This is a genomic window from Streptomyces lancefieldiae (assembly GCF_031845825.1).
Taxonomy (GTDB): Bacteria; Actinomycetota; Actinomycetes; order Streptomycetales; family Streptomycetaceae; genus Streptomyces; species Streptomyces lancefieldiae.
This window is the reverse complement of record NZ_JAVRFH010000034.1, coordinates 70,271-96,886: the sequence shown is the minus strand read 5'-3', so window position 1 is coordinate 96,886 and position 26,616 is coordinate 70,271. Positions and strand designations below refer to the sequence as shown.

Sequence of the window (26,616 nt, the reverse complement as noted above, 5' to 3'; positions counted from 1 at the left end):
GTCGAGCACGGTCGGGCCGTCCCGGGCCTCGCACCCGGCGGACGCCACCGGGCCGCCGCCCCCCTCCGGACCCGCCGCCCCCCTCCGGACCCGCCGGCCCACGGCCGATGCCCTCCGGCCTCACCGGCGACGGAAGACGCATCCTCCCGGTGCGGCAGCCCGTTCAGCACCCGTGCCGTACGCGGCAGGGGCCGAGCGAGCGGGTGTCCGGGAACGCGTCGCTCCGGGGCCCGGCGCCGACGGGGTAGAAGGCCGCGACGGTCTCCCGGAACCGCCCACGTACCCCTCGGCGCGGGACGGCTCGCATCCCGGCTCGCCCCACCGGTGCCGCCGCGCACCCAGATCGAGGACCTCCCGCACGAACGCCTTCGCCGCGGCCTGCTCCGCACCCGTCCGGCCCCGGGCGAGCTCCACGAGGGCGAGCCCGCCCACCGGCGGGCAGGCTACGTGCGCCGCCCTCTCCGGCGGAGTGGATTGCATAAACGTGCAGCGAAACGTATAGTCATGCCATCCAGGAGGAGGGTTTTCCATGGCGGTACGTGCGGCGGTGGCCGGAGCGAGTGGGTATGCGGGCGGTGAGCTGCTGCGTCTGCTCCTGACGCACCCCGAGGTCGAGATCGGTGCCCTGACCGGCAACTCCAACGCCGGACAGCGGCTCGGCGCGCTCCAGCCGCATCTGCTGCCGCTGGCCGACCGGGTCCTGGAGCCGACCACGCCGGAGGCGCTCGCCGGACACGACGTCGTCTTCCTCGCGCTGCCGCACGGGCAGTCCGCCGCGGTGGCCGAGCAGCTCGGGCCGGACGTGCTCGTCGTGGACATGGGCGCCGACTTCCGGCTCGAGGACGCCGCCGACTGGGAGGCCTTCTACGGCTCCCCGCACGCCGGCACCTGGCCCTACGGCCTCCCCGAACTGCCGGGTGCCCGCGGCGCGCTGGAGGGGTCCAAGCGCATCGCGGTGCCCGGTTGCTACCCGACCGCCGTGTCGCTGGCGCTCTTCCCCGCCTACGCCGCGCACCTCGCCGAGCCCGAGGCCGTGATCGTCGCCGCCTCCGGCACCTCCGGCGCGGGCAAGGCGGCCAAGCCGCACCTGCTCGGCAGCGAGGTCATGGGCTCCATGTCGCCGTACGGCGTCGGCGGCGGCCACCGGCACACCCCCGAGATGATCCAGAACCTCGGCGCGGTCGCCGGCGAGCCGGTCACCGTCTCCTTCACGCCGACCCTCGCACCGATGCCCCGCGGCATCCTCGCCACGTGCAGCGCCAAGGCCCGCCCCCCGGTCACGGCGGAGTCGGTCCGCGCCGCCTACGAGAAGGCCTTCGCCGACGAGCCCTTCGTCCACCTCCTGCCCGAGGGCCAGTGGCCCGCGACCGCGTCCGTCTACGGTTCCAACGCCGTTCAGGTCCAGGTCGCGTACGACGCAGCCGCGGGCCGCATCATCGCGATCAGCGCCATCGACAACCTGGCCAAGGGCACCGCGGGCGGTGCCGTCCAGAGCATGAACATCGCCCTGGGTCTCGACGAGACCACCGGACTGACGACGATCGGAGTTGCGCCGTGAGTGTGACGGCAGCAAAGGGATTCACGGCGGCGGGCATCGCCGCCGGGATCAAGGAGAACGGCAACCCCGACCTGGCCCTCGTGGTCAACACCGGACCGCGACGCGCCGCCGCGGGCGTCTTCACCTCCAACCGCGTCAAGGCCGCGCCCGTCCTCTGGTCGGAGCAGGTGCTGAAGAGCGGGGAGCTGACCGCCGTCGTCCTGAATTCCGGCGGGGCCAACGCCTGTACCGGTCCCAAGGGGTTCCAGGACACGCACGCCACCGCGGAGAAGGTCGCCGAGGTGCTCGGGACCGGCGCGGGCGAGGTCGCCGTCTGCTCGACGGGACTCATCGGAGTACTCCTCCCCATGGACAAGCTGCTCCCGGGCGTGGAGACGGCCGCCGGCCAGCTCTCCGAGCACGGCGGCGAGAAGGCCGCCATCGCCATCAAGACCACCGACACCGTGCACAAGACGTCCGTCGTCACCCAGGACGGCTGGACCGTCGGCGGGATGGCCAAGGGCGCCGGCATGCTCGCCCCCGGCCTCGCCACCATGCTCGTCGTCCTCACCACCGACGCCGACCTTGAGGCCGCGGCGCTCGACCGCGCCCTGCGCGCCGCCACCCGGGTCACCTTCGACCGGGTCGACTCCGACGGCTGCATGTCCACCAACGACACGGTGCTCCTGCTGGCCTCCGGCGCCTCCGGCGTCACCCCGGAGTACGCCGCGTTCGCCGAGGCCGTACGGACCGTCTGCGACGACCTCGGGCAGCAGCTGATCCGGGACGCCGAGGGCGCCAGCAAGGACATCAAGGTCGAGGTCGTGAACGCCGCGAGCGAGGAGGACGCCGTCCAGGTGGGCCGCACCATCGCCCGCAACAACCTCCTCAAGTGCGCCGTCCACGGCGAGGACCCCAACTGGGGCCGCGTGCTCTCCGCCATCGGCACCACGTCCGCCGCCTTCGAGCCCGACCGGCTGGGCGTCGCCATCAACGGCGTCTGGGTCTGCAAGAACGGCGGTGTCGGCGAGGACCGCGAGCTGGTCGACATGCGCTACCGCGAGGTCCACATCGTCGCCGACCTCGCCGCCGGCGACGCCACCGCGACGATCTGGACCAACGACCTGACCGCCGACTACGTCCACGAGAACAGCGCGTACTCCTCATGAGCACTACTCGCAAGCACACCGCCCTCCCGAAGGCGCAGATCCTCATCGAGGCGCTGCCGTGGCTGGTCCGGCACAACGGCAAGACCGTCGTCATCAAGTTCGGCGGCAACGCCATGGTCGACGAGGACCTGAAGGCGGCCTTCGCCCAGGACGTCGTCTTCCTGCACCACGCCGGTCTCAAGCCCGTCGTCGTGCACGGCGGCGGCCCCCAGATCAGCGCCGCCCTCGACAAGCACGGCATCGTCAGCGAGTTCAAGGCCGGCCTGCGCGTCACCACCGAGGACGCCATGGACGTCGTACGGATGGTGCTGGCCGGTCAGGTCCAGCGGGAGCTGGTCGGACTGCTCAACCAGCACGGACCGCTCGCCGTCGGCCTCACCGGCGAGGACGCGCACACCATCACCGCCACCAAGCACCGGCCCGAGATCGACGGCGAACTCGTCGACATCGGGCGGGTCGGTGAGATCACCGAGATCGACACCGGCGCCATCGAGGCGCTGCTCGCCGACGGCCGCATCCCGGTCGTCTCGTCGGTCGCCCGTTCCCAGGACGATCACCATGTCTACAACGTCAATGCTGATACGGCGGCTGCGGCACTCGCTGCGGCGCTCGGCGCCGAGACTCTCATGGTCCTCACCGACGTCGAGGGCCTCTACGAGGACTGGCCGAACTCCGACGAGGTGATCAGCCGCCTCACCGCGTCCGAGCTGGAGAAGCTGCTGCCGGAGCTGTCCTCGGGCATGGTGCCGAAGATGGAGGGCTGCCTGCACGCCGTACGGGGCGGCGTCACCACCGCCCGTGTCATCGACGGCCGGGTCCAGCACGCGATCCTGCTGGAGATCTTCACCGACGAGGGCATCGGCACGATGGTCGTGCCGGACGAACAGGGGGAGTCGTGAGCAACGAAGAGCTGACCGAGCGGTGGCAGGGCGCGCTCATGAACAACTACGGCACCCCGCGCCTGCCCCTGGTGCGCGGCGCGGGCGCCCGGCTCTGGGACGCCGACGGCAAGGAGTACCTCGACTTCGTCGGCGGCATCGCGGTCAACGCACTGGGCCACGCCCACCCGGCGGTGGTCGAGGCGGTGAGCCGGCAGATCGCCTCCCTCGGCCACGTCTCCAACCTCTTCATCGCCGAGCCGCCCGTCGCCCTCGCCGAACGGCTGCTCCAGCACTTCGGCCGCGACGGCAAGGTCTACTTCTGCAACTCCGGCGCCGAGGCCAACGAGGGCGCCTTCAAGATCGGCCGGCTGACCGGGCGGCCGCACATGGTCGCCACCCGGGGCGGCTTCCACGGCCGCACCATGGGCGCCCTGGCGCTCACCGGGCAGCCCGGCAAGCAGGAACCGTTCCTGCCCCTGCCCGGCGACGTCACGCACGTGCCGTACGGCGACCCGCAGGCGCTCGCCGCCGCGGTCACCGAGGAGACCGCCCTCGTCGTCATCGAGCCGATCCAGGGCGAGAACGGCGTCGTCGTGCCACCCCCCGGGTACCTGAAGGCCGCCCGGGCCATCACCGCCGCCACCGGCGCGCTGCTGGTGCTGGACGAGGTGCAGACCGGCATCGGCCGGACCGGGCACTGGTTCGAGTACCAGGCCCACGAGGGCGTCCTGCCGGACGTCGTCACCCTCGCCAAGGGCCTCGGCGGCGGACTGCCGCTGGGCGCGACGGTCGCCTTCGGACGCGCCGCCGAACTCCTGCGGCCCGGCCAGCACGGCACGACCTTCGGCGGCAACCCGGTCGCCTGCGCCGCCGGACTCGCCGTCCTCGACACCATCGCGGGCGAGGGGCTGCTGGAGAACGTCAAGCGGCAGAGCGAGAAGATCCGCGGCGGCGTCGAGGCTCTCGGCCACCCGCTGGTCGGCCACGTCCGGGGCGCCGGTCTCCTCCTGGGTATCGTGCTCACCGAGCCGCTCGCGCCGAAGGTGCAGCAGGCGGCTCAGGACGCCGGAATCCTGGTGAACGCGCCCGCACCCGATGTCGTACGGCTGATGCCTGCGCTGAACCTCGGCGACGACGTGGTGGACGCGTTCCTCGGGGCGCTGCCCGGCATCCTTGACCAGGCCCACGAGGCCCACGGGGACGGACGATCCGGAGAATGAGACGACGATGAGCCCTGCGCAGGAGCACGAGCAGACGGCGGGGCCTGCCCTGCCGCAGACCCGCACCGCACGCCACCGCCGGATCGTGGACATCCTCAACCGGCAGGCGGTGCGCTCCCAGAGCCAGCTGGCGAAGCTGCTCGCCGACGACGGGCTGACCGTCACCCAGGCGACGCTCTCCCGGGATCTGGACGAGCTGAACGCGGTGAAGATCCGCAACACCGACGGCGACCTCATCTACGCGGTGCCCAGCGAGGGCGGTTTCCGCACTCCGCGGGCCCCGCTCGGTGAGTCGGCCAAGGAGGAGCGGATGCGGCGTCTGTCCGCGGAGCTGCTGATCTCCGCGGAGGCGTCCGCGAACCTCGTGGTCCTGCGGACCCCTCCGGGGGCGGCGCAGTTCCTCGCCTCGGCGATCGACCAGGCCGAGCTGCACGACATCCTGGGGACCATCGCCGGTGACGACACGGTGATGCTGATCAGCCGGGAGCCCGCGGGTGGGCAGGCGCTGGCGGATCATCTGCTGCGGTTGGCTCAGAACGGGCACTGAGCGCCGCGCGGGCTTTCACCGCCCTCAGGGGGTGGGTGGTCTGTGGCCGGCCGCGCGGTTCCCCGCGCCCCTGGGGGCATCGCGGTACGGCCGGCCCAGCGCCGCCCGGACACGGTGGCGGTGCCGGTGAGCAAGGGTGTGGCGGCCGGTCACGGCGTCGTGGGAGACGGCGGGCGTGTTGCGCCACCGCAGCCACCACACGCCCGCCCACACCGCCCGCCCGCACCGCCCGGGTGTTCAGCCCGTGCCGGTACTCCCGCGCCCCGGTTCAGTAGCGGGTGACGGCCGTCGCCCCGCCCGCGGTACCGATCGCGATGTGCGGTGCGGCGGCGGGGTCGGCCCACCGCAGGATGCGCCGCATCGCCTCTGCCGGCACCGACACGCAACCGGCCGTGGCACCGCGCCCGTTGACGTGCAGGAAGATGCCCGCGCCGCGCCCGCGCACGGGGCGGTGGTAGTTGAAGCCGACGACCAGGGCGTGCGCGTACTGCGCCGGGTAGGTGATCAGGTGCTCGGCCTCGGCGGCGCGGCAGTCGGCGGGGCGCGGTTCGGTCCAGCGGTTGTAGGAGGGGGAGGCGTTGTCCTGGCACCACCAGGAGTTCCGGCGCACCGGGCGGTACCGGTACGCCGTCCCGCGCGGCGCCGCCGCGATGCCGAAGGCGTAGGGCAGGTCGTACAGCCCGGTGGGCGTGGTGTTCGTGCCCTGCCGGCGTGTCGCCCCGTCGGCCAGTCCGCCGGCCCCGAAGCGGGCGGCCGCGGAACCGGCCCGCACCCATCCGCCGCCCCGGCGGTCCCACCAGGTGACCCGGCCCGTCGTCGAGCCGGTACCCGCGGCGACCGCGGTGATCAGCTGGGTGCCGCCGCCGGTGTCCGCCATCAGGGCCGGCAGCGGCCGGGGAGCGGGCCCGCCGGCGGGCGCGGCACCGAGCACGAGGAGGGACGCGGAGACGAGGGCGGCGACGACACCGGGGCGCATGGCTCAGACGGTAGACGGGGGCAGCGGCAACGGCAGCCCGGGAAGGCCGTCCAGGCTCGTCGCTATGTGCTCCTTCCTGGTGAAGTACGCGCTGAGCGAGGCGTCGTCCTCGCGGGCGAACCGCTTGCCGTGCAGGTCCCGGTCCGACTCGTACGCCATGAAGGGGACGGCGTACCCGCAGGAGTCGCGGATGAGTTCGGCCGTCACGACGATGACGGCGCGCAGTCCGTGCAGCGTGGTGTCGATGTCCGGGAAGTGGGTGAGCAGATCCGGGAAGCGCGGGTCGTCGCGGAAGACCGGCTCGCCGCGGCCGTGCACCCGGACGATGTTCGGCGGGCCCTGGAAGGCGCACCACATCAGGGTGATCCGCCCGTTCTCCCGCAGATGGGCGATGGTCTCGGCGGTGGAGCCGGCGAAGTCGAGGTAGGCCACGGTGAGTTCGTCGAGCACGGCGAAGCAGCCCGTGAGTCCCTTGGGGGACAGGTTGACCGTGCCGTCGCCGGCCAGCGGAGCGGTGGCGGTGAAGAAGAGGGGCTGCGCCTCGATGAAGGAGCGGAGCCGGCCGTCTATGCGCTCATAAGTCTTTCCCATGTCTAACGATTATGGCGGCGCGGGATGTACCACGTCCCGTCAACCTGCGAGATTGACGAATCATGCATACTTCTGCATACTCATGCATGCCAGTGACTGCACGGTGAGGAGCGACACGAGTGAGCAGCAACAGCGGTGACGTACGGCTCTGGGGCGGCCGTTTCGCCGACGGTCCCGCCGAGGCCCTGGCGAAGCTGTCCGCGTCCGTCCACTTCGACTGGCGGCTCGCGCCCTACGACATCGCCGGTTCCCGTGCCCACGCCCGTGTGCTGCACAAGGCCGGCCTGCTCACCGAGGACGAGCTGACCCGGATGATCGCCGGGCTCGACCGGTTGGAGGCGGACGTCGCCGACGGCTCCTTCGTGGGCACCGTCGCCGACGAGGACGTCCACACCGCCCTGGAGCGCGGCCTGCTGGAGCGGCTCGGCCCGGACCTCGGCGGCAAGCTCCGCGCCGGCCGGTCCCGCAACGACCAGGTCGCGACCCTCTTCCGCATGTACCTGCGCGACCACGCCCGCACCGTCGGCGCTCTGATCGCCGACCTCCAGGACGCGCTGATCGGCCTCGCCGAGGCCCACCCGGACGTGGCGATGCCCGGCCGCACCCACCTCCAGCACGCCCAGCCGGTGCTCTTCGCCCACCACGTCCTCGCCCACGTCCAGGCGCTGAGCAGGGACGCGGAGCGGCTGCGCCAGTGGGACACGCGGACGGCCGTGTCGCCGTACGGCTCGGGTGCCCTGGCCGGTTCCTCGCTCGGCCTCGACCCGGAGGCGGTCGCCGAGGACCTCGGCTTCGAGCACGGCAGCGCCGGCAACTCCATCGACGGCACCGCCTCCCGCGACTTCGTCGCCGAGTTCGCCTTCATCACCGCGATGATCGGTGTGAACGTCTCCCGGATCGCCGAGGAGATCATCATCTGGAACACGAAGGAGTTCTCCTTCGTGACCCTGCACGACGCCTTCTCCACCGGCTCCTCGATCATGCCGCAGAAGAAGAACCCGGACATCGCCGAGCTGGCCCGCGGCAAGTCCGGCCGTCTCATCGGCAACCTCACCGGCCTGATGGCCACCCTCAAGGCCCTCCCGCTCGCGTACAACCGCGACCTCCAGGAGGACAAGGAGCCGGTCTTCGACTCCATCGACCAGCTGGAGGTCCTGCTCCCCGCCTTCACCGGCATGATGGCCACCCTCACCGTGCACCGCGAGCGGATGGAGGAGCTGGCCCCGGCCGGGTTCTCGCTCGCCACCGACATCGCCGAGTGGCTGGTCAAGCAGGGCGTGCCGTTCCGGGTCGCGCACGAGGTGGCCGGCGAGTGCGTGAAGGTGGCCGAGGCGGAGGGCAAGGAGCTGGACGAGCTGACCGACGAGCAGTTCGCGAAGATCTCCGCCCACCTGACTCCCGAGGTCCGCTCGGTGCTCAACGTCCCCGGCGCCCTCGCCTCCCGCGACGGCCGCGGCGGTACGGCACCCAGCGCGGTCGCCGTCCAGCTCGCCGAGGTGAAGGCGGACGTGGCGGCCCAGCACGAGTGGGCCGGGGCGAAGAAGCGGGCCTGAGGGCAGCGCCCGGAGGGGGCGCGGGGAGCTGTGCGGCGGGCCACGAGGCACCCGCGCCCGCCGACGTACCGGACGGCCGACCGCTGAGGCGAAGGTCATCAGGGGTTACGTTGGTCGAAGCCGTACCGGAGCCGACCGAACGGAGCCTCGCGATGCCCTTCGCCCGTCTCGCCGCCGCGACGACCCCCACCTGCCACATCGGCCTGGGTCTCGCCGCCGTCGGCCGCCCTGGTTACATCAACCTCGGCAGAGAGCGTGACCTCGGGGAGGACCGCAGCGTCGAGGCGCTGCGCACCCGCACCCACGACCTCCTCGACGCCGCCTACGCGCAGGGCGTCCGGTACTTCGACGCGGCGCGCTCCTACGGGCGCTCCGAGGAGTTCCTCGCCGGCTGGCTGCGGGAGCGCCCCGACGCCGACGACGTGGTCGTCGGCAGCAAGTGGGGCTACACCTACACGGCCGACTGGTCGGCCGAAGCCGAGCGGCACGAGGTCAAGGACCACGGTGTCGCGACGTACGACCGCCAGCGCGCCGAGACCGAGGAGCTGCTCGGCGACCGGCTCGACCTCTACCAGATCCACTCGCTGACCCCGGACAGCCCGGCCCTCACCGACAAGGACCTCCACGCGAAGCTGGCCGAGGCCGCCGCGCGGGGCGTCACCGTCGGCTTCTCCACCAGCGGCCCCGCCCAGGCCGACACCATCCGCGCCGCGCTCGCCGTGACCGTCGACGGCGAGCCCCTGTTCCGCACCGTCCAGTCGACGTACAACGCGCTGGAGACCTCCGCGGGCCCCGCGCTGGCCGAGGCGCACGAGGCCGGTCTCACCGTGATCGTCAAGGAGGGCATGGCCAACGGCCGTCTCGCGGAACCCCACGCGCCCGGCGTCCTGAAGGCCGTGTCGGAGGAGACGGCCCTGGGCTGCGACGCGGTCGCCCTCGCGCTGGTCCTGCGGCAGCCCTGGGCCGGCGTCGTCCTGTCCGGTGCCGCGACCGTCAACCAGCTCGGCTCCAACCTGCACGCCGCCGTCATCGACCTGGACGACGACCAGGTGGCGCGTCTCGGCGCGCTCGTCGAGGACCCGGACGCCTACTGGGAGCGGCGCGCGCGGCTGCCCTGGCACTGAGCCCGGAGAACCCTGCCCGACCCGGGGCCGGTGAGTCACGCACGCTCCGGATGAGACAAGAGTGTCTCATTCGGGTTATCCTTGTCTCATGGCTGTAGATCGTGACCAGGTACTGCGCAGTGCCGCGGGCCTGCTGACCCGCAGAGCCACCGCGACCATGGACGAGGTCGCCAGGGCGGCCGGGATCAGCCGGGCCACGCTGCACCGGCACTTCGCGGGGCGCGACGCCCTCGTCCGAGCCCTGGAGTCGCTCGGCATCGCCGAGTGCGAGGCGGCACTGGACGCCGCTCGTCCGCACGACGGCCCGGCGGCCGAGGCGCTGCGCCGGCTCGTCCGCGAGATCGAGCCCGTCGCCGGCCTGCTCGCCTTCCTCTACACCGAGAACCAACTGTTCGAGGGCGAGCAGCAGAACGAGGGCTGGGCCCGTCTCGACGCCCGGCTCACCGCGCTGTTCCGCCGGGGCCAGGAGAGCGGAGAGTTCCGCATCGACCTCACCCCGGCCTGGCTCACCGAGGCGCTCTACGGCCTGCTGGCCTCCGGCGCCTGGGCGGTGACCGAGGGCCGCGTGGCCCGCAACGACTTCACCCACATGATCGTCGAGCTGCTGCTCGGCGGCGCACTTCGGAGAGAGTGAACCATGACCCGCACCCTGCAGTCGGCGCAGTCGACCGAGGCGGTGAAGAGCCCCGGCCGCTGGCTGGCGCTGTCCGTCCTCGTGCTGGCCGTACTGCTGGTGGCCGTCGACGCGACCGTCCTCGGTCTCGCGACCCCCTACATCAGTGAGGACCTCGCGCCCTCCGGCACCCAGTTGCTGTGGATAGGCGACGTCTACTCCTTCGTCATCGCCGGTCTGCTCGTCTCCATGGGCAGCCTCGGCGACCGCATCGGCCGCAAGCGGATCCTGCTGATCGGCGCCACGGCGTTCGGCGCGATCTCGGTCCTCAACGCCTACGCGACCACGCCCGAGCTGATGATCGTCGCCCGGGCCCTGCTCGGCGTCGCGGGCGCCACCCTGATGCCCGCCACCCTCGCCCTGATCCGCAACATCTTCCACGACCCACGCGAACGCAGCCTCGCCATCGGCATCTGGGGCGCCGCCGCCTCGGCCGGTGCGGCGGTCGGCCCGGTCGTCGGCGGATTCCTGCTGGAGCACTTCTGGTGGGGCTCCGTCTTCCTGATCAACCTGCCCGTGATGGCCGTCCTGGTCGTCGTCGGCGCCAAGCTGCTGCCCGAGTCCCGCAATCCGGCCCCGGGCCCGTGGGACCTGCTCAGCGTCGCCCTCTCGCTGGTCGGCATGTTCGGCGTCGTGTACGCCGTCAAGGAGACCGCCGCGCACGGGTTCGCGTGGGCCACCCTCGCCGCGGGCCTGCTGGGCGTCGCCGCGCTCCACGGCTTCGTACGCCGTCAGCTGACGATGCCGACGCCGCTGCTGGACATGCGGCTGTTCCGCAACCGCGGCTTCAGCGGTGCGGTGCTGGCCGACCTGCTGACCATCCTGGGCCTGTCCGGGCTGGTGTTCTTCCTCTCCCAGTACCTGCAACTGGTCCAGGGCAGGCAGCCGTTCGAGGCGGGCCTGGCCGAGCTGCCCGCCGCGGTCGGCGCGGTGGCGGCGGGCCTGATCGCGGGCCGCGCGGCCCGGCGCTTCTCGGTCCGTGCGGTGGTCTCGGGCGGACTCGCCGCCGTCGGCCTCGCGCTCGCCGCGCTGACCGTCGTCGGCCAGCACACCGGCTACCCGCTGATCGGGGCGGTCCTGCTGGTCGTCGGCGTCGGTGCCGGGTTCGCGTTCACCGTCACCGCCGACGTGATCCTCTCCAGCGTGCCCCAGGAGCAGGCGGGCGCCGCCTCCGCGGTCTCCGAGACCGCGTACGAACTCGGCGCCGCCCTCGGCATCGCGGTGCTCGGCTCCATCGTGACCGGCGTCTACCGCGACTTCGCCGGTCCCGCGGGCACTCCCGCCGCGGCGCACGAGTCACTGGGCGGTGCGGTGCAGGCCGCCTCCGGCCTCCCGGCCCACAGCGCCGAGGCCCTGCTGAACGCCGCCCGCCAGGCCTTCGTCGACGGCCTGACCCTCGCGGCGGGTGTCGGCGCGGCCGTGCTGCTGGCGGCCGCCGCGGCGTCCTGGTTCCTGCTGCGGGGCCAGAAGCTGGAGGACGGGGTGGAGCACCCGTAACGCGCGGCCGGGCTCTGGCCGGGGCACCAGCCCTGGCGTAACCCCGGTCCGTGGCCCGTCCCGGTCCGTGGCGACACCGGCCGATGGCGTCAGCCGGTCCAGGGCGTCACCGGGCCCCCGGCGCCACCGGCCCGTGCGGCCGGTGCCAGGAGGCGGTGGTGAACTTCCGGTCGGGACGCCCGGCGGCCCGGCACCCGGCGAACACCGACGGCGGGCCGCACGGGAAGCGGCCCGCCGTCGGTGTGTCCGCGCGGCCTTACGCCGCCTTGGCCTTGCTCGCGTACATGTCCACGTACTCCTGGCCGGACAGCCGCATGACCTCGGTCATCACGGAGTCGGTCACGGCCCGAAGGACGTAGCGGTCGCGGTCCATGCCCTCGTAGCGGGAGAACTCCATCGCCTCGCCGAAGCGGACCGTGACCTTGCCCGGCCGGGGCAGGCCCGCGCCGCCCGGTTGGAGCTTGTCGGTGCCGATGACGGCGAACGGGACGACGGGGGCGCCCGTCATCAGGGTCAGCCGGGCGATGCCGGTGCGGCCCCGGTAGAGACGGCCGTCGGGGGAGCGGGTGCCCTCCGGGTAGATGCCGAAGACCTTGCCCTCCTCCAGCACCCGGCGTCCCGTCATCAGGGCCGCGACCCCGCCCCGGCCGCCGTCGCGGTCGACCGGGATCATGCCGACGCCGGTGAAGAACCAGGCCATCAGCCGGCCCTTGAAGCCCTTGCCGGTGACGTACTCGTCCTTGCCGATGAAGAAGACCTGCCGGTCGCAGTTCAGGGGCATGATCACCGAGTCGATGAAGGTGAGGTGGTTGCCGGCCAGGATCACCGGACCGTCGCCGGGGATGTTCTCCACGCCCTCCACCCGTGGGCGGAACATCAGGCGCATGATCGGGCCGAGCACTGCCTTGATGAACGCGAAGCGGGACAACGGGTCCTCCGGTGTCGGGGATGCGGTATGAGTCTGTGCAGGTGAGGACATTACTCGCGGCCCAGGGGGTCACGCACGTCCGTCACCCGGGCCTTACACCGTGTTGACATGCGTTCACCTGCGGTGCGGTGGTGTCGCGCCGCGGTGACGCCCACCCGCGCATGTGAGGCAGGTCGCGTCCACAGGGACCGGCGTCGTCGGTCCTGAGGTGAGGACACGGCCCGGATCGAAGCACACGCGACGCGCGGACGGCGCGAGGCGCGCCGCAGGCCTCGCCTCCCCGGTCACGGTCTCGCCGGCCGCCGCCACGACGACCGCGGCCACCGAACCGTGTACCCCGCCCCGCCGCCCCGAAGCCGACGCGCCGTCAGTTATCCCGCCCCACCGGCCCCTCCACGCCCATACGACATCTCCAGGCACCCGCGTGTTCCGGCCGAGGTCTCCCGTTCGTCATGTACGCGCCCCTACGATCGGCCCGCACCGACGGTCAACGGCAGGAGGCCCTGATGGGAACGCAGGAGTCGGACGAGCAGGCGGGCGGCACCGGACGGCGGGCGCTCCTCGGAGCAGCGGTGCTCGGGGCGGGCGGAGCCGTACTCGGCCTGTCCGGCACGGCGAGCGCCGCCGACGCCCGGCACGGCGGCGGACACGGCGGCGTGAAGAGCCTGCCCGTCCCGACCGTCATCGCCCACCGCGGCGCCAGCGGCTACCGGCCCGAGCACACCTTCGGCGCCTACGAACTGGCCCTCGACATGGGCGCCGACATCGTCGAGGCCGGGGACCTGGTCCCCACCAAGGACGGTCACCTGGTCTGCCGGCACGAGCCCGAGATCGGCGGCACCACGGACGTCGCCGACCACCCCGAGTTCGCCGACCGCAAGCGCACCAAGCTGCTCGACGGCGTCTCCACCACCGGTTGGTTCACCGAGGACTTCACACTCGCCGAGCTCAAGACGCTCCGCGCGACCGAACGCATCCCCGCCAACCGCCCGCACAGCACCCTCTACGACGGCCGGTGGGAGATCCCCACCTTCGAAGAGGTGCTCCGCTGGCAGAACGAGCAGACCCGCAGGCGCGGCAAGCAGGTCTGGATCTACCCCGAACTCAAGCACCCCACCTACTTCCGCAAGCTGGGCCTGGGCACGGAGGAGCGCCTCGCGCGGCTGCTGCGCAAGTACGGCAAGGACCGGAAGAACTCGCCCGTCATCATCCAGTCCTTCGAGCCCACCAGCATCCAGCGGATGAGCAGGCTCGTCGGCAATCCCCTCGCCGTCCTGCTGTCCGGCGCGAGCAGCCGCCCCTGGGACTTCGTCGAGACCGGCGACCCGCGCACCACGGCCGACCTCATCACGCCGAAGGGCCTGAAGGAGATCGCCTCCTACGCGCAGGGCATCGGCCCGACGCTGGACCTGATCATCCCGCGGGACTCCGCCGGCCGGCTCACCGAGCCGACCACGCTGGTCCGCGACGCGCACCGCGCGGGCCTGATCCTGCACCCGTACACCATGCGCAACGAGAATCCCTTCCTGCCCGCGGACTTCCGCAAGGGCAGCGACCGCGACGCCTACGGCGACGTCTTCGGCGCGTTCGGGACCTACTTCGCCACCGGCATCGACGGCGTCTTCACCGACAACCCGGACACGGGCCTGCTGGCCCGTGAGGACTTCGTCAACAACTGAGCGAACACCCCCGGTTGGGGTGACCTTCGGCCGTCCGGGCAACCCGCCGCCCGGACGGCCGCGTCGCCTTGCATATGACGCCCGACCTGGTCACTTTCCTGCGCCCCCTGCTCACCGCCGAGGCGTCGGCCGAGGCATATGCCGCCGGAGCCGAGCCCGGCGACCTGGAGCAGGCGGTCTGGCTGCGCCTCCTGGAACGGCTGAAGGCCGACGACCCGCCCCATGACCCGCACCGCTGGCTGCGCAGCGCCGTCCGCAGCGAGGCCCGCCGCACCCGCCGTACGGCTCGCACCGAGCAGCCGTACGGGATCGAGCCCGCCGGGGCCGCCGAGCACGAGCCCGAGCACCTCGCGCTCACCGCGGCCCGGCACCGCGCCCTGCGCGACGCCGTGCGCCGGCTGCCGGGCCGCTGCCCCCGGCTGATCGAGGCCCTGCTGTCGCCGAAGGACCTCACATACCGGGAAATCGCGGGGGAGTTGGGTATCTCACAGGGCAGTCTTGGGCCGGAACGTTCCCGATGTCTGGGATGTCTGCGGCGATTACTGGCGCCGGAGGTTGCGGCTCGCTGAGGACGGGGATAGGAGTGGGGGACCACAGATGATCAGATGAGCGGGAGGCATGCGCACATGGGCATGAGCGTGACCATCTCGGCGGCGACCGAGCAGGACGTCGAGCAGATCTTCCGGCTGCAGTACCTCTGCTTCCAGAGCGAAGCGGCGCTGTACGGCAACTACCGCATCGACCCGCTCGTCCAGACCCTCGACTCCGTGCGCGAGGAGGTCGCCGCCGACTGCGTCTTCGTGGCACGGCTCGGTGACGAGGTCGTCGGCTCGGTGCGCGGCCGGGTGACCGAGGACGGGGCCGCGGCCATCGGCAAGCTGTGCGTCCACCCCCGCCTCCAGGGGCACGGCATCGGCGCCCGCCTGCTGCGCGCCGCCGAGTCGGCACTCGCCGGGGAGCGCGGCGCCAAGCGCTTCCGCCTGCACACCGGGCACCGCAGCGAGAGCAACCTGCGGCTGTACCGGCGGGTCGGCTACGAGACGGTGGGGACCGCGCAGGGAGCGGACGGCGTCCCCATGATCGTCCTGGAGAAGCCGGCCGGGACGTACGCGACCACGGCCTGACGAGCCGCCGGGCCGTGGAGCCGCTACACGGTACGGGGGCCCGCTACGCGGCGCGGGGCGGCCACGCGGTGCGGAAGCGGCTACGCGGTGCGGGCCCGGCGCAGCCAGAACAGCGCCGACAGCGGCAGCAGTACGGGGATGAAGAGGTAACCCATCCCGTAGTCCGACCACACGGTCGCGTCGGGGAAGGCGGACGGCTCCACCAGCGTCCAGGTGCCGACCGTCAGGACACCCACGAGCTCGGCGGCGCAGCACACCAGCGCCGCCCTGCGGGCCGTCTCGCCACCGCGCACCAGGGTGTACGTGATGAAGCCGTAGACGACGCCGGCGACGGCCGACAGCGTGTAGGCGAGCGGCGCCCGGTCGAACTCGGTCGCGACCTGGTACACGGACCGCGAGACGGCACCGACGACCATCACCCCGTACAGCCACACCAGCAGGATCCCCGGCCCACTGATCAGCCGCTTTCGGGCCGGGTTCTCCTCCGTCGCCACCATCTCAGCCTCCCCAGATGTCATACAGCCGCACCTCGAGAACGGCGAGGACGACTCCGCCGGCGGCGACCGTCACCGAGCCCCAGCGGGTGCGCTCGGCCAGCGACATGAACCCCGCCGCCGGGACACAGGCGAAGGCACCCAGCAGATACGCCACGAAGATCGTCGTGCCCTGCTCGGGGTCCTCCCCCCGCGCCAGCTGCACGATCCCGACCACCAGCTGGATCAGCGCCAGCAGCGAGACCACGGCCATGGCGATGAAGTGCCAGTCCTTCGTCGGCTGGTCACGGTAGGCCGCCCAGCCGCACCAGGCGGCGAGCAGCAGCGCGGCGACGCCGGTCACCAGCGTCAGGACGTCAAGCATGGCAGCGACCCTATTACGCCCGAAAAGCCTGGCCGAGCCCGACCCCGTCCGGCGGGGAACGGGGTCACCGTAGGGTCGGCGGTATGAAGATCCATGCGCAGGCCCTCCTGTTCGACAACGACGGCACCCTCCTGTCCTCCCTCGAATCCGTGCGCCGCTGCTGGGCGCGGTGGGCCGGTGAGTACGGGATCACGGCGGAGGCGTTCGGGCGGGTCGAGCTGCACGGGCGGCCGGCCGCGGAGGTGGCCGCCGACCTGCTGCCCGCGCACGTCGTGCCGGAGGCCGTCGCGCGGATCGAGCAGCTGGAGGTCGAGGACGTGTCGGGCGGGGGCGTGCACCTGCTGCCCGGCACCAGGGACTTCCTCGACGCCCTCCCCGCCGACCGCTGGGCCGTCGTCACCTCCGCCACGCGGCGGCTGGCCGAGGCCCGGCTCGACGCCGTCGGCATCCTGCCCAAGACACTCGTCGCCGCCGACGACATCACGCGCGGCAAGCCCGACCCCGAGCCCTACCTGCTCGGCGCCCGCTCCCTGGGCGTCGACCCGGCCGCCTGCGTCGTCTTCGAGGACGCCCCCGCCGGGCTCCGGGCCGGCCGCGCCGCCGGCATGACCACCGTGGCGTTGGCCACAACCCACGCGGCCGGTGAGCTCGACGCCGACCTGGTGGTCACCGACCTGTCGGCCTTGTCCGCACTGGTCACCGACGGAGGAATCGAGATCTCCGTCCGGGGCTGAAACACGCCTTTGCGACCGGCCGTCATCCACCGCTGTCCAGCATCCGGACAGCGGTGACCGGTCAGAACCACACGTCTGCTTTACTGATCGCATGAGCACGACGAGCGACCGCACCCCGGCGACCGAGGCGACGATGACGCCCGGTGCTCGTTGTATGTGTCGAATGTGCGCCTTCTAGAGGGCCCCTGCACCACCTGAGCCTCGCGCCCCGAAGCGAGCGCCCGCTCCTGTCCGCCACCGCGCCCCGCGCACGCGGCTGAGCCACGCCCCGCGCACACGTTTCTCCCCGGTCCCCCCGGTTGCACGCCACCGCGAGAACCGTGCCGCGTTCCGAAGGTCCCCCGAGAACCCCGAAGAACAACGCCCCCGTGCCCGGCGCCCACACCCGCGCCGCGCACTCGACAGTGACGGAAACCCACGTGATCACCACATCGGGCCTCACGAAGGTCTATCGCTCACGAGGCCGTGAGGTCACCGCCCTCGACGGCGTCGACCTGCACGTCCGCGAGGGCGAGGTGTACGGCGTCATCGGCCAGTCCGGCGCCGGCAAGTCCTCCCTCATCCGCTGCGTCAACCTCCTGGAGCGCCCCACCGCCGGCACGGTCACCGTCGCCGGTCAGGACCTGACCGCGCTGGCCGGCCGCGGCCCCCGCGCGGGCCGGGAACTGCGGCAGGCACGCAGCCGCATCGGCATGGTGTTCCAGCACTTCAACCTGCTGTCCTCGCGGACCGTGCAGGACAACGTCGAACTCCCGCTGGAGATCCTCGGCAAGTCCGGGAAGGAACGTTCCCGCAAGGCGCTGGAGCTGCTCGACCTCGTCGGTCTCGCCGACAAGGCCAAGGCCTACCCCGCCCAGCTCTCCGGCGGCCAGAAGCAGCGCGTCGGCATCGCCCGCGCCCTGGCCGGCGACCCCAAGGTCCTGCTCTCCGACGAGGCCACCAGCGCCCTCGACCCGGAGACCACCCGCTCCATCCTCCAGCTGCTGCGCGACCTGAACCGGCAGCTCGGACTCACCGTCCTGCTCATCACCCACGAGATGGACGTCGTCAAGAGCATCTGCGACTCGGCCGCCCTCATGGACCAGGGCCGCATCGTCGAGTCCGGCACGGTCGGCGAACTCCTCGCCACCCCGGGCTCCGAGCTGGCCGCCGCGCTCTTCCCGGTCGGCGGCGACGCGTCCGGGGACGACCGCACCGTCCTCGACGTCACCTTCCACGGCGAGGCCGCCACCCAGCCCGTCATCTCCCAGCTCTCCCGGACCTACAACATCGACATATCGATCCTCGGCGCCGCCATCGACACCGTCGGCGGCCTCCAGGTCGGCCGGATGCGCATCGAACTGCCCGGCCGCTACGAGGACAACGTGGTGCCCGTCGGCTTCCTGCGCGAGCAGGGCCTGCAGATCGACGTGGTGGACGAGACGCCGGCGCAGCCGTCCCCGCTGGTGAAGGAAGGTGCCAAGTGACCTGGTCCGAGATGCAGCCCCTGCTGGAGCAGGCGTCCTGGGAGACCCTGATCATGGTCGGCTGGTCCACCCTGATCGCCGTGGTGGCCGGGCTCCCGCTCGGTGTGCTCCTCGTCCTCACCGACAAGGGCGGCCTGCTGCAGAACGTCCTGGTCAACAAGGTCATCGGCCAGATCGTGAACATCGGCCGCTCGATGCCGTTCATCATCCTCATGGTGGCGCTGATGAGCTTCACCCGGTGGGTGACCGGTACGACCATCGGCAGCGAGGCGGCGATCGTGCCGCTCGCCATCGGCGGCATCCCCTTCTTCGCGCGGCTGGTCGAGACCGCCGTCCGCGAGGTCGACGGCGGGCTCGTGGAGGCCGTCCAGTCCATGGGCGGCAACACCTGGACCATCGTCCGCAAGGTCCTGGTCCCCGAGGCGCTTCCGTCGCTGATCGCCAGCACCACCACCACGATCATCGCCCTCATCGGCTACTCGGCCATGGCCGGCACCGTCGGCGGCGGCGGCCTCGGCGACCTCGCCGTCCGCTACGGCTACCAGCGCTTCGAGACCGGTCTGATGTGGATCACCGTCGCGATCCTCGCCGTCGTCATCTCGATCATCCAGTTCGCCGGCGACTACGCGGCCCGCACCCTGCACCGCCGCGGCGGACGCGGGGGCGCCGCCCCCAGGCTCCGGCTGCTCAAGGCCAAGGAGCCCGCGGCGGCCGACGTGAGCAAGGTCGCGTAACTCGCCGCTCGTTCCGTCCCCAGACTCCCCGTAACCACCCGAGACGGGGCCGCACCACCCTCAGGAAAGGCACTTTTCGTGCGTAACACCGCCAAGATCACCACCGCCGTCCTCGCCGCCGGAGCCCTCACCCTCGGGCTCTCCGCCTGCGGCTCGGACAAGGACTCCGCCTCCGACACCTCCGGCCCGCTGATCGTCGCCGCGAGCCCCACCCCGCACGCCGAGATCCTGAACTACGTCAAGGACAACCTGGCGAAGGACGCGGGCCTCGACCTCGAGGTCAAGGAGTTCACCGACTACGTCACGCCGAACACGGCGACGGAGGACGGCTCCGTGGGGGCCAACTACTTCCAGACCCAGCCGTACCTCGACGACTTCAACAAGAAGAACGGCACCCACATCGTGTCCGTCGTCGACGTGCACCTGGAGCCCCTCGGCCTCTACTCCCACAAGGTCGACAAGGCCGACGAGCTCAAGAGCGGTGCGACCGTCGCCGTCCCGAACGACACCGTCAACGAGGGCCGCGCCCTGCAGCTCCTCGCGGCCAACGGGATCATCACCCTCAAGGACGGCGTCGGCACCTCGGCGACCCCCTCGGACATCACCAAGAACCCGAAGGACCTCAAGTTCAAGGAGCTGGAGGCGGCCCAGACCCCGCGCTCCCTGGACGACGTCGACGCAGCCGTCGTCAACGGCAACTACGCCATCGAGGCCGACCTCGAGCCGGCCAAGGACGCCCTCGTCCTGGAGAGCGCCAAGGGCAACCCGAACAGCAACCTCCTCGCCGTAAAGGAGGGCCGGGAGGACGACCCGCGCGTGAAGAAGCTCGCGAAGCTCCTCAACTCCCCCGAGGTGAAGAAGTTCATCGAGGACAAGTACGCCGGCGCGGTGCTGCCCTCCTTCTGATCCACACCGCCCGCACCCCTCGGGGTCCTCCGTCCACGCCGCCGCGGTGGGGAGGACCCCATGGTGTGGTTGCATGCCCGCATGCTGCATGCTGGGCAGTTCGACAGGCCCTGACGGTTTCACAGGTTACGGAGCGGCGCATGACGAGCACCTTCCCCAACATCTCCATCAGCACGGAGCGGTTGGTGCTGCGCCCCCTCGACGAGGACGACGTCCCCGCCCTCACCGCCATGATGAACGACGAACAGGTCGCCGCCTGGACCCACGTCCCACAGCCCTTCACCGAGCAGGGCGCCCGTACCTGGATAGGCGAGTACGCCCCCGCCGAACGCACGGCCGGCCGGGGACTCGACCTCGCCGTCACCGAGTTCCTCACCCAACGGCTGGTCGGCATCGTCCAGCTGACCAAGACCAACTGGCACGTACGGTCCACCGAACTGTCGTACATAACCGCCCCCTGGGCCCGGGGCGAGGGCTACGCGTCCGAGGCGGCGCTCGCCACCGCCCAGTGGCTCTTCGGCGACCAGAAGTTCGAACGCGTCGAGCTGCGGACCGCGGCCGACAACACGGCCTCCCAGCAGGTCGCCCAGAAGATCGGCTGCATCAGCGAGGGCGTCCTGCGCAACGCCTGCATAGCCCGCGTGCGCACCGACGACGGCTTCTGGACCGACGTACGCACCGACTTCATCGTGTGGAGCCTGCTGCCCGAGGACCTCGAGGGCGCGGCCGGGCCACTGACCGACAGCGACGGTTTCACCAGCTTCACCGACTGGAACTGATCCACCGGGACCGTTCCCCACCGCCACCCCGCCCCCCCCCGGGCCGCACCAGGTACCCTCACGGGGCGCGCCCGCGAACGGTTCCGCGACCACGACCTGCGAACAACCTGGAGACTGACGACGATGGCCGACCGGGTCACGGTGATCGGCTGGGACGGTTCGCCACTGACCGCCGCGGCACGCTCAGCTCTCGGCGCCGCCACGCTGGTGGCCGGCGCCCCCCACCACCTGGCACTTCCCGAGGTACCGCCCGCCGCCGAACGCATCCGTCTCGGCAGCGTCGCCCTCGCCGCCCGCCGCATCGCCGCCCACCGCGGAACGACGGTCGTCCTCGCCGACGGGGACCCCGGCTTCTTCGGCGTCGTACGGACCCTGCGCGCCCCCGAGTACGGCCTGGAGGTCGAAGTCGTCCCGGCGGTCTCCTCCGTGGCCGCCGCCTTCGCCCGCGCCGGTATGCCCTGGGACGACGCCCATGTGGTCGTCGCCCACCCGCGCACCCTGCGACGCGCGGTGAACGTATGCCGGGCCCACACCAAGGTCGCGGTCCTCACCTCCCCGGGCGCCGGTCCCGCCGAACTCGGCCTGCTGATGGAGGGCGTCCACCGCACCTTCGTCATCTGCGAGGAACTGGGCACCGCTCGCGAACAGGTCAGCGTCGTCACCTCGGACAAGGCCGCCGACCACACCTGGCGGGACCCGAACGTCGTGATCGTCGTCGGCGGGACCGCCAGCCCCGGCACCACGACCGACGGCACCGGGTGGATCGCCGGCCGCGACCCCGCCGCCGGACCGCGCGGCTGGACGCTGCCCGCCGAGGCGTACGGCGGTGAACTCGGCGAGGGCGAGACCGACCTGCTCCGCACGGCCCAACTCGCCCGGCTCGGACCGCGCCTCGGCGACCTCGTGTGGGACATCGGCTGCGGCAGCGGCGCCTTCGCCACCGAGGCGGCCCGCGGCGGAGCCGCCGTCATCGCGGTCGACCGCGACCCGGACGCCTGCGCCCGCACCGAGGCCGTCGCCCGTCACTTCGGAACCCAGGTGCAGATCGTGCACGGCACCGCCCCCCACGTCCTTGAGGACCTCCCCGAACCGGACGTCGTCCGCATCGGCGGCGGCGGAGCGGCCGTGGTCTCCGCGGTCGCCGACCGGCGCCCGCAGCGGATCGTCGCGCACGCGGCCACCCGCGACGCCGCCGAACTCGTCGGCAGGGACCTGACGGAACACGGCTACCGGGTCGAGTGCGCGCTGCTGCAGTCCGTCGGACTCGACACCCGGGCGTGGACCGAGACGGAGCGGAGCGTCGTGTTCCTGCTCACCGGGGAAATCCTCCGGCGCGAAGCGCCTCGTTGAGGGGTGGTGCTCGGGCGACGCGCGGGACGTCCGGACCGCGCCCCGTGATCGGGTTGTCATACCGCCCGAGGTAGGCTGGCGGATTGTTGTACCGCACTCGGACACCCGGCGTTTCGCCGGTCAATGTCCGTAAAAACCGCCAGTTACGGGCGGGGTGTGGTACGGCACAACCGGGGGCCGCGCAACGTGGCGCAGTCCACAGCGGGCCGTCGCGGATCAAGCTGTCGTGACGGGGGAACGACCGCGACAATGCCACTGAATGGCTTTGTCGTCTTTTCCGGCGGGTCGTTCGTGCCGCTGGGCACGCACGCTCGTTCTTCACTACGGGGCGGTCGGTGCGCCGTCCCGGGCGTGGTCGTAGAAGCACTAACCGATGGGCGAGGGGTTACGCATGACCGACACCGGCCAGATCCCGGGCGAGGGGCTGCCGGAGAACGCAGGCATGGTGGAGCAGCCGGGCGTCCCCGCGCCCGGCGCGTACACCTACCTCTCCGAGACCACCGCCGAGGACGAGGACCTGTTGCTTCTGCCGGGGGCCCAGAGCGCCTGGGGCAACGAGGTCGCGCCGCCCGCGCCGGAGCCGGTCGTCGAGACCGTGCACCAGCCGGGTCCGCACGAGTTGTCCGGTCGCGACAGCGGCTCGGTCGACCTCGGCGGAGTCCGGCTGCCCGACCCGCCGTCGGCGCCGGAGCCGGCGTCCGCCCCGGTTCCCCCGCGCCGACCCCTGCACCTCGGTCCGCCGATCCCCGACACCTCCGCGAGCCCGGTCCGTTCCCTCGCCGACCGCGGCCCCGCCGACATGCCGGTACGGCACGCAGGTCCGCCGACCGCCGGTCCCGAGTACCTCGACGTTCCGCAGGCTGCCGCGACGCCTCCGCAGGGGGCGGCGCCCTGGGGCGCGCAGGCGGCACCGCAGGCCCCGGCGAGCGCGGGGGCGACGGCTGCGGAAACGGTTGTTCCGGCACCCGGTCAGGTTCCCGAGCCGGTGGGCGCCGCCGAGGCGCTCGTGACCCGGGTGGCGACGGAGGCCGTCGCGGCGCGGGCCGGGGTGGCCGACGCGTCCGGGGAGCCGGGCGAGACCGCACCCCCGGCCGCGGACGCCCCGGCCGAGGCCGCGGAGGGCGTGGCCGTGGTGGGCGACGCGGACGGTGACGACGCCGTGCCGGATGACGAGGTGACGTACGGGCCCCAGACGCCGGGCGCCGGTGACGAGGGGCAGGAGCCCGAGGCCGTGGCCGAGGCCGCCGAGGGCGACGTGTCCGCACCGGCGGCGGTGCCGGGACCCGAGGCCGGCCCGGCCTCCGCCGCCCTCCCCGTGGACGAGGCCGTGGCGGCGCCGGTCGCGGAGACGGACACGCCCGAGCCCGTCCAAGAGGCCGCCGAGCAGCCTGTGTCGGAGCAACCCCGCTCGGCCGAGGCGACCGAGCAACCTGCGCCCGAGGGCGCCCGGGCCGCCGAGGTTCCTGTGCCGGAGCCGGCCCGGAGTGCCGAGGCGCCCGCCGCCGAGACCGCCCGGGCCGCCGAAGCCGGCGAGCCCGTCCAGGCAGTCGAGCCCGTTCAGGCAGTCGAACCTGTTCAGGCAGTCGAACCTGTTCAGGCTCCCGAGCCCCACCAGGTCCCGTTCCCCGAAGCGCCCGCGCACCTCGACGCCGAGGCACCCGGGGTACCGGCCCCTGTTGAGGCGTCCGAAGTACCCGCGCCTGTTGAGGCACGCGACGTACTCGCGCCCGAGGCCGTGGAAACCGAGCCGTCCCCGGAAGCACCGGCCGCCGCCGAGCAGCCCGCACCCGTGGCGGAAGCGGCCGTACAGCCTCTGCCGGGCTCGCGGCCGGTGCCGGAAGCGCCTGCTGAGCCCCAGCCGGGCTCGCAGCCCGCGCCGGAAGCCGCCGCCGCACCCCAGCCGGCCCCGCAACCCGTCCCGCAGGCCGTCGCACCCCAGCCGGACGTTCGGTCCGTCCCCGAGCCCCAGCCGGCGCCCGAGCCGGAGCGTGGGCCCCAGCACCAGCCCGTCCCGCACGCGGACGTCCCGCAGCCCGCGCAAGGCCCCCAGTCCCTCATGACCGTCGCCGCACCGCAGGACGCGGACGCCGCCCACGGGGCGCCCGGTCACGCGGCACCGGCCGCTCCGGCCGAGCCGGACCCCCGGCCCGCGGGCCTCGCCGTCGCCCCGGAGCCCCACCCCGACGACTCCGTCGGCCAGTTCACGCCGATCGTCGGTGGCCAGGTGCCCACCACCCCGCACCTGGCACCCGCTGCGCCCGAGGTCCTCGTCCTCCCCTTGGAGGACGAGACCGTCCGGACACCGGACCCGGCCGCCGTGGCCCCCACCCCGCGCGAGGCCGAGCCCGGACTCGTCCAGAACGCCGACGACCTGGACACCCGCGGTGCCGACCCGCAGGTCGACGTGGAACAGACGTTCCAGGCCCCCCCGGAGGTCCGGGAAGTCCAGGAAGTCCAGGAAGTCAGTGAAGAGCAGAAAGACCCGCACGACGTGAGCACGGCCGCAGTGGCACAAGCACGACAGTCCACCGGCCCCGCGGCCCCCGGCTACGGCGACGCCGAACGTGAGGCCGTCCTGAAGGTCATGCGTGAACGCCGTGACATCCGCAACGGCTTCCGCAGCGACCCCATCCCGCACGAGGTGCTGCTCCGCGTCCTGGAGGCCGCCCACACCGCGCCCTCCGTCGGCCACTCGCAGCCCTGGGACTTCGTCGTCATCCGCTCCGCCGACACCCGCCGCACCATGCACGAACTGGCGACGCGTCAGCGCGAGGCGTACGCGAAGTCGCTCCCCAAGGGCCGGGCCAAGCAGTTCAAGGAACTGAAGGTCGAGGCCATCCTCGACACCCCGGTCAACATCGTCGTCACCGCCGACCCGACCCGCGGCGGCCGGCACACCCTGGGCCGGCACACCCAGCCGCAGATGGCGCCGTACTCCTCCGCGCTCGCCGTCGAGAACCTCTGGCTCGCCGCCCGCGCCGAGGGCCTCGGCGTCGGCTGGGTCAGCTTCTTCGACGAGCGCGAGATGGTCCGCGCCCTCGGCCTGCCCGAGCACCTGGAGGTCGTCGCCTACCTGTGCGTCGGATACGTCGACGAGTTCCCGGACGAGCCCGAGCTGATGCAGGCCGGCTGGTCCAAGCGCCGCCCGCTGTCCTGGGTCGTGCACGAGGAGACGTACGGGCGCCGCGCCCTGCCCGGCGAGGCACCGCACGACCTGCTCGCCGAGACCGTCGCGCAGATCCGCCCGCTGGACGCCAAGGCGCTCGGCGAGGCCTGGGAGCGGCAGAAGCGCATGACCAAGCCGGCCGGCGCGCTCGGCATGCTGGAGATCATCTCCGCCCAGCTCTCCGGCCTGTCCCGTCAGTGCCCGCCGCCCATCCCGGAGCCCGCGGCCGTCGCGGTCTTCGCCGGCGACCACGGTGTGCACGCGCAGGGCGTCACCCCCTGGCCGCAGGAGGTCACCGCCCAGATGGTGGCCAACTTCCTGGGCGGGGGAGCGGTCTGCAACGCCTTCGCCACCCAGGTCGGTGCCGAGGTCTGCGTCGTGGACGTCGGCGTCGCCGCCGACCTGCCCGCCACGCCGGGGCTGCTGCCCCGCAAGGTCCGCGCGGGCACCTCCGACATGACCACCGGCCCCGCGATGACCCGCGAGGAGGCCAAGCAGGCCATCGAGGTCGGCATCGAGACCGCCCGCGACCTCGTGGCCGCCGGCAACAAGGCCCTGCTCACCGGTGAGATGGGCATCGCGAACACCACCGCGTCCGCCGCCCTGATCGCCGTCTTCACCGGCGCCGACCCCGCCGAGGTCACCGGCCGCGGCACCGGCATCAACGACGAGACGCTGGCCCGCAAGACCGAGGTCGTCCGCCGCGCCCTCGAACTCCACCAGCCCGACCCGGCCGACCCCATCGGTGTCCTCGCCGCGATCGGCGGCTTCGAGCACGCGGCCGTGGTCGGCCTGCTGCTCGGCGGCGCGTCGCTGCGTACGCCGGTGATCCTGGACGGCGTCAGCGCGGGTGCCGCCGCCCTGGTGGCCCGCGCGATCGCACCGGAGGTCCTCGCGGCCTGCATCGCCGGTCACCGCAGTGCCGAGCCCGGCCATGTCGCCGCGCTGAACAAGCTGGGCCTGCGCCCGCTGGTCGACCTCGACCTCCGCCTCGGCGAGGGCACCGGCGCGCTGCTCGCCCTGCCGATGGTGCAGAGCACCGCACGGGCGATGCACGAGGTGGCGACGTTCGACTCGGCGGGCGTCACCGAGAAGTAGCCCCCGCGGCGGGGGAGGGAGGCGGC

23 protein-coding genes and 1 pseudogene are annotated in these 26,616 nt (G+C 72.6%); 19 read left to right on the top strand and 5 right to left on the bottom strand.

Annotation, left to right across the window (positions count from 1 at the left end; all coding sequences use genetic code 11):
- The first annotated feature begins 529 nt into the window (after positions 1 to 529).
- Genes argC through RM812_RS28000 form a run of 5 tightly spaced genes read left to right on the top strand, consistent with a single transcriptional unit; the run spans position 530 to position 5,354 of the window.
- On the top strand, positions 530 to 1,558 hold the full coding sequence (gene argC / locus RM812_RS28020) for an N-acetyl-gamma-glutamyl-phosphate reductase (protein ID WP_311577889.1): 1,029 nt from the start codon (positions 530 to 532) through the stop codon (positions 1,556 to 1,558).
- Entirely contained in the window at positions 1,555 to 2,706 is a 1,152-nt protein-coding gene (gene argJ, locus RM812_RS28015; protein WP_311577886.1) for a bifunctional glutamate N-acetyltransferase/amino-acid acetyltransferase ArgJ, read from the top strand. The genes argC and argJ overlap by 4 nt, the downstream gene beginning before the upstream one ends.
- Positions 2,703 to 3,605, top strand: coding sequence for an acetylglutamate kinase (gene argB, locus RM812_RS28010; RefSeq protein WP_311577882.1), 903 nt, complete (start codon positions 2,703 to 2,705; stop codon positions 3,603 to 3,605). The genes argJ and argB overlap by 4 nt, the downstream gene beginning before the upstream one ends.
- Positions 3,602 to 4,807 (top strand): acetylornithine transaminase, encoded by a 1,206-nt coding sequence (locus tag RM812_RS28005; protein WP_311577879.1) that lies wholly within the window; start codon positions 3,602 to 3,604, stop codon positions 4,805 to 4,807. The genes argB and RM812_RS28005 overlap by 4 nt, the downstream gene beginning before the upstream one ends.
- A gap of 7 nt (positions 4,808 to 4,814) precedes the next feature.
- Positions 4,815 to 5,354 (top strand): arginine repressor, encoded by a 540-nt coding sequence (locus RM812_RS28000; protein ID WP_311577876.1) that lies wholly within the window; start codon positions 4,815 to 4,817, stop codon positions 5,352 to 5,354.
- 268 nt (positions 5,355 to 5,622) lie between these two features.
- Here the strand turns inward: RM812_RS28000 and RM812_RS27995 are convergent, their stop codons facing one another.
- Positions 5,623 to 6,330 (bottom strand): L,D-transpeptidase family protein, encoded by a 708-nt coding sequence (locus RM812_RS27995; protein WP_311577873.1) that lies wholly within the window; start codon positions 6,328 to 6,330, stop codon positions 5,623 to 5,625.
- Between the two features lie 3 nt (positions 6,331 to 6,333).
- Positions 6,334 to 6,921 (bottom strand): pyridoxamine 5'-phosphate oxidase family protein, encoded by a 588-nt coding sequence (locus RM812_RS27990; RefSeq protein ID WP_311577870.1) that lies wholly within the window; start codon positions 6,919 to 6,921, stop codon positions 6,334 to 6,336.
- Positions 6,922 to 7,040: 119 nt separating this feature from the next.
- Between RM812_RS27990 and argH the strand changes: the two genes are divergently transcribed.
- From argH to RM812_RS27970, 4 genes are all read left to right on the top strand, one after another.
- Entirely contained in the window at positions 7,041 to 8,474 is a 1,434-nt protein-coding gene (argH, locus tag RM812_RS27985; protein ID WP_311577867.1) for an argininosuccinate lyase, read from the top strand.
- A 152-nt stretch (positions 8,475 to 8,626) separates the two neighbouring features.
- On the top strand, positions 8,627 to 9,598 hold the full coding sequence (locus RM812_RS27980) for an aldo/keto reductase (RefSeq protein WP_311577864.1): 972 nt from the start codon (positions 8,627 to 8,629) through the stop codon (positions 9,596 to 9,598).
- Between the two features lie 88 nt (positions 9,599 to 9,686).
- Positions 9,687 to 10,232 carry a TetR/AcrR family transcriptional regulator gene (locus tag RM812_RS27975; RefSeq protein ID WP_311577861.1) on the top strand — a complete coding sequence of 182 codons (546 nt, stop codon included), beginning with the start codon at positions 9,687 to 9,689 and terminating at the stop codon, positions 10,230 to 10,232.
- Positions 10,233 to 10,235: 3 nt separating this feature from the next.
- The gene (locus tag RM812_RS27970; RefSeq protein WP_311577858.1) at positions 10,236 to 11,768 is read left to right on the top strand and encodes an MFS transporter; all 1,533 of its coding nucleotides are present in this window, start codon (positions 10,236 to 10,238) and stop codon (positions 11,766 to 11,768) included.
- A gap of 256 nt (positions 11,769 to 12,024) precedes the next feature.
- On the opposite strand, the pseudogene RM812_RS27965 reads toward RM812_RS27970, so the two are convergent.
- A pseudogene (locus RM812_RS27965) lies at positions 12,025 to 12,769 on the bottom strand (lysophospholipid acyltransferase family protein).
- Positions 12,770 to 13,202: 433 nt separating this feature from the next.
- Here RM812_RS27965 and RM812_RS27960 point away from each other — a divergent pair.
- The 3 genes from RM812_RS27960 (at position 13,203) to RM812_RS27950 (ending at position 15,499) form a co-directional block, all read left to right on the top strand.
- Positions 13,203 to 14,375, top strand: a complete 1,173-nt coding sequence (locus RM812_RS27960; RefSeq protein ID WP_311577855.1) for a glycerophosphodiester phosphodiesterase — start codon at positions 13,203 to 13,205, stop codon at positions 14,373 to 14,375.
- A 74-nt stretch (positions 14,376 to 14,449) separates the two neighbouring features.
- Positions 14,450 to 14,944, top strand: a complete 495-nt coding sequence (locus RM812_RS27955; protein ID WP_311577852.1) for a sigma-70 family RNA polymerase sigma factor — start codon at positions 14,450 to 14,452, stop codon at positions 14,942 to 14,944.
- A gap of 57 nt (positions 14,945 to 15,001) precedes the next feature.
- On the top strand, positions 15,002 to 15,499 hold the full coding sequence (locus RM812_RS27950; protein WP_311577897.1) for a GNAT family N-acetyltransferase: 498 nt from the start codon (positions 15,002 to 15,004) through the stop codon (positions 15,497 to 15,499).
- A gap of 80 nt (positions 15,500 to 15,579) precedes the next feature.
- On the opposite strand, the gene RM812_RS27945 is transcribed toward RM812_RS27950, so the two are convergent.
- Together RM812_RS27945 and RM812_RS27940 are read right to left on the bottom strand one after the other, a co-directional pair.
- Positions 15,580 to 15,996 (bottom strand): hypothetical protein, encoded by a 417-nt coding sequence (locus RM812_RS27945; RefSeq protein WP_311577895.1) that lies wholly within the window; start codon positions 15,994 to 15,996, stop codon positions 15,580 to 15,582.
- A 1-nt stretch (position 15,997) separates the two neighbouring features.
- Positions 15,998 to 16,357 carry a hypothetical protein gene (locus tag RM812_RS27940; protein ID WP_311577849.1) on the bottom strand — a complete coding sequence of 120 codons (360 nt, stop codon included), beginning with the start codon at positions 16,355 to 16,357 and terminating at the stop codon, positions 15,998 to 16,000.
- An 83-nt stretch (positions 16,358 to 16,440) separates the two neighbouring features.
- Here RM812_RS27940 and RM812_RS27935 point away from each other — a divergent pair, with 83 nt between their 5' ends.
- The 7 genes from RM812_RS27935 to cobT all read left to right on the top strand — a co-directional run bounded on the left by RM812_RS27935 (position 16,441) and on the right by cobT (position 26,590).
- Positions 16,441 to 17,091, top strand: a complete 651-nt coding sequence (locus tag RM812_RS27935) for an HAD family hydrolase (RefSeq protein ID WP_311577845.1) — start codon at positions 16,441 to 16,443, stop codon at positions 17,089 to 17,091.
- A gap of 419 nt (positions 17,092 to 17,510) precedes the next feature.
- A complete protein-coding gene (locus RM812_RS27930; protein ID WP_311577841.1) occupies positions 17,511 to 18,557 on the top strand; it encodes a methionine ABC transporter ATP-binding protein in 1,047 nt (348 codons plus the stop codon).
- Positions 18,554 to 19,291: a methionine ABC transporter permease gene (locus tag RM812_RS27925; protein ID WP_311577837.1), complete on the top strand. Its 738-nt coding sequence runs from the start codon at positions 18,554 to 18,556 to the stop codon at positions 19,289 to 19,291. The genes RM812_RS27930 and RM812_RS27925 overlap by 4 nt, the downstream gene beginning before the upstream one ends.
- Positions 19,292 to 19,369: 78 nt before the next feature.
- On the top strand, positions 19,370 to 20,197 hold the full coding sequence (locus tag RM812_RS27920) for a MetQ/NlpA family ABC transporter substrate-binding protein (protein ID WP_311577833.1): 828 nt from the start codon (positions 19,370 to 19,372) through the stop codon (positions 20,195 to 20,197).
- A gap of 140 nt (positions 20,198 to 20,337) precedes the next feature.
- Positions 20,338 to 20,976, top strand: a complete 639-nt coding sequence (locus tag RM812_RS27915; RefSeq protein WP_311577830.1) for a GNAT family N-acetyltransferase — start codon at positions 20,338 to 20,340, stop codon at positions 20,974 to 20,976.
- A gap of 123 nt (positions 20,977 to 21,099) precedes the next feature.
- Positions 21,100 to 22,326 (top strand): precorrin-6y C5,15-methyltransferase (decarboxylating) subunit CbiE, encoded by a 1,227-nt coding sequence (cbiE, locus tag RM812_RS27910; RefSeq protein ID WP_311577827.1) that lies wholly within the window; start codon positions 21,100 to 21,102, stop codon positions 22,324 to 22,326.
- Between the two features lie 391 nt (positions 22,327 to 22,717).
- Entirely contained in the window at positions 22,718 to 26,590 is a 3,873-nt protein-coding gene (gene cobT, locus RM812_RS27905) for a nicotinate-nucleotide--dimethylbenzimidazole phosphoribosyltransferase (protein WP_311577821.1), read from the top strand.
- The last annotated feature ends 26 nt before the right edge of the window (positions 26,591 to 26,616 follow it).

Coding starts and splice junctions, on each gene's coding strand:
- argC (WP_311577889.1), top strand. CDS start 530: ATGGCGGTACGTGCGGCGGTGGCCGGAGCGAGTGGGTATGCGGGCGGT.
- argB (WP_311577882.1), top strand. CDS start 2,703: ATGAGCACTACTCGCAAGCACACCGCCCTCCCGAAGGCGCAGATCCTC.
- RM812_RS28000 (WP_311577876.1), top strand. CDS start 4,815: ATGAGCCCTGCGCAGGAGCACGAGCAGACGGCGGGGCCTGCCCTGCCG.
- RM812_RS27995 (WP_311577873.1), bottom strand. CDS start 6,330: ATGCGCCCCGGTGTCGTCGCCGCCCTCGTCTCCGCGTCCCTCCTCGTG.
- RM812_RS27990 (WP_311577870.1), bottom strand. CDS start 6,921: ATGGGAAAGACTTATGAGCGCATAGACGGCCGGCTCCGCTCCTTCATC.
- RM812_RS27980 (WP_311577864.1), top strand. CDS start 8,627: ATGCCCTTCGCCCGTCTCGCCGCCGCGACGACCCCCACCTGCCACATC.
- RM812_RS27975 (WP_311577861.1), top strand. CDS start 9,687: ATGGCTGTAGATCGTGACCAGGTACTGCGCAGTGCCGCGGGCCTGCTG.
- RM812_RS27970 (WP_311577858.1), top strand. CDS start 10,236: ATGACCCGCACCCTGCAGTCGGCGCAGTCGACCGAGGCGGTGAAGAGC.
- RM812_RS27960 (WP_311577855.1), top strand. CDS start 13,203: ATGGGAACGCAGGAGTCGGACGAGCAGGCGGGCGGCACCGGACGGCGG.
- RM812_RS27955 (WP_311577852.1), top strand. CDS start 14,450: ATGACGCCCGACCTGGTCACTTTCCTGCGCCCCCTGCTCACCGCCGAG.
- RM812_RS27950 (WP_311577897.1), top strand. CDS start 15,002: ATGGGCATGAGCGTGACCATCTCGGCGGCGACCGAGCAGGACGTCGAG.
- RM812_RS27945 (WP_311577895.1), bottom strand. CDS start 15,996: ATGGTGGCGACGGAGGAGAACCCGGCCCGAAAGCGGCTGATCAGTGGG.
- RM812_RS27940 (WP_311577849.1), bottom strand. CDS start 16,357: ATGCTTGACGTCCTGACGCTGGTGACCGGCGTCGCCGCGCTGCTGCTC.
- RM812_RS27935 (WP_311577845.1), top strand. CDS start 16,441: ATGAAGATCCATGCGCAGGCCCTCCTGTTCGACAACGACGGCACCCTC.
- RM812_RS27915 (WP_311577830.1), top strand. CDS start 20,338: ATGACGAGCACCTTCCCCAACATCTCCATCAGCACGGAGCGGTTGGTG.
- cbiE (WP_311577827.1), top strand. CDS start 21,100: ATGGCCGACCGGGTCACGGTGATCGGCTGGGACGGTTCGCCACTGACC.
- cobT (WP_311577821.1), top strand. CDS start 22,718: ATGACCGACACCGGCCAGATCCCGGGCGAGGGGCTGCCGGAGAACGCA.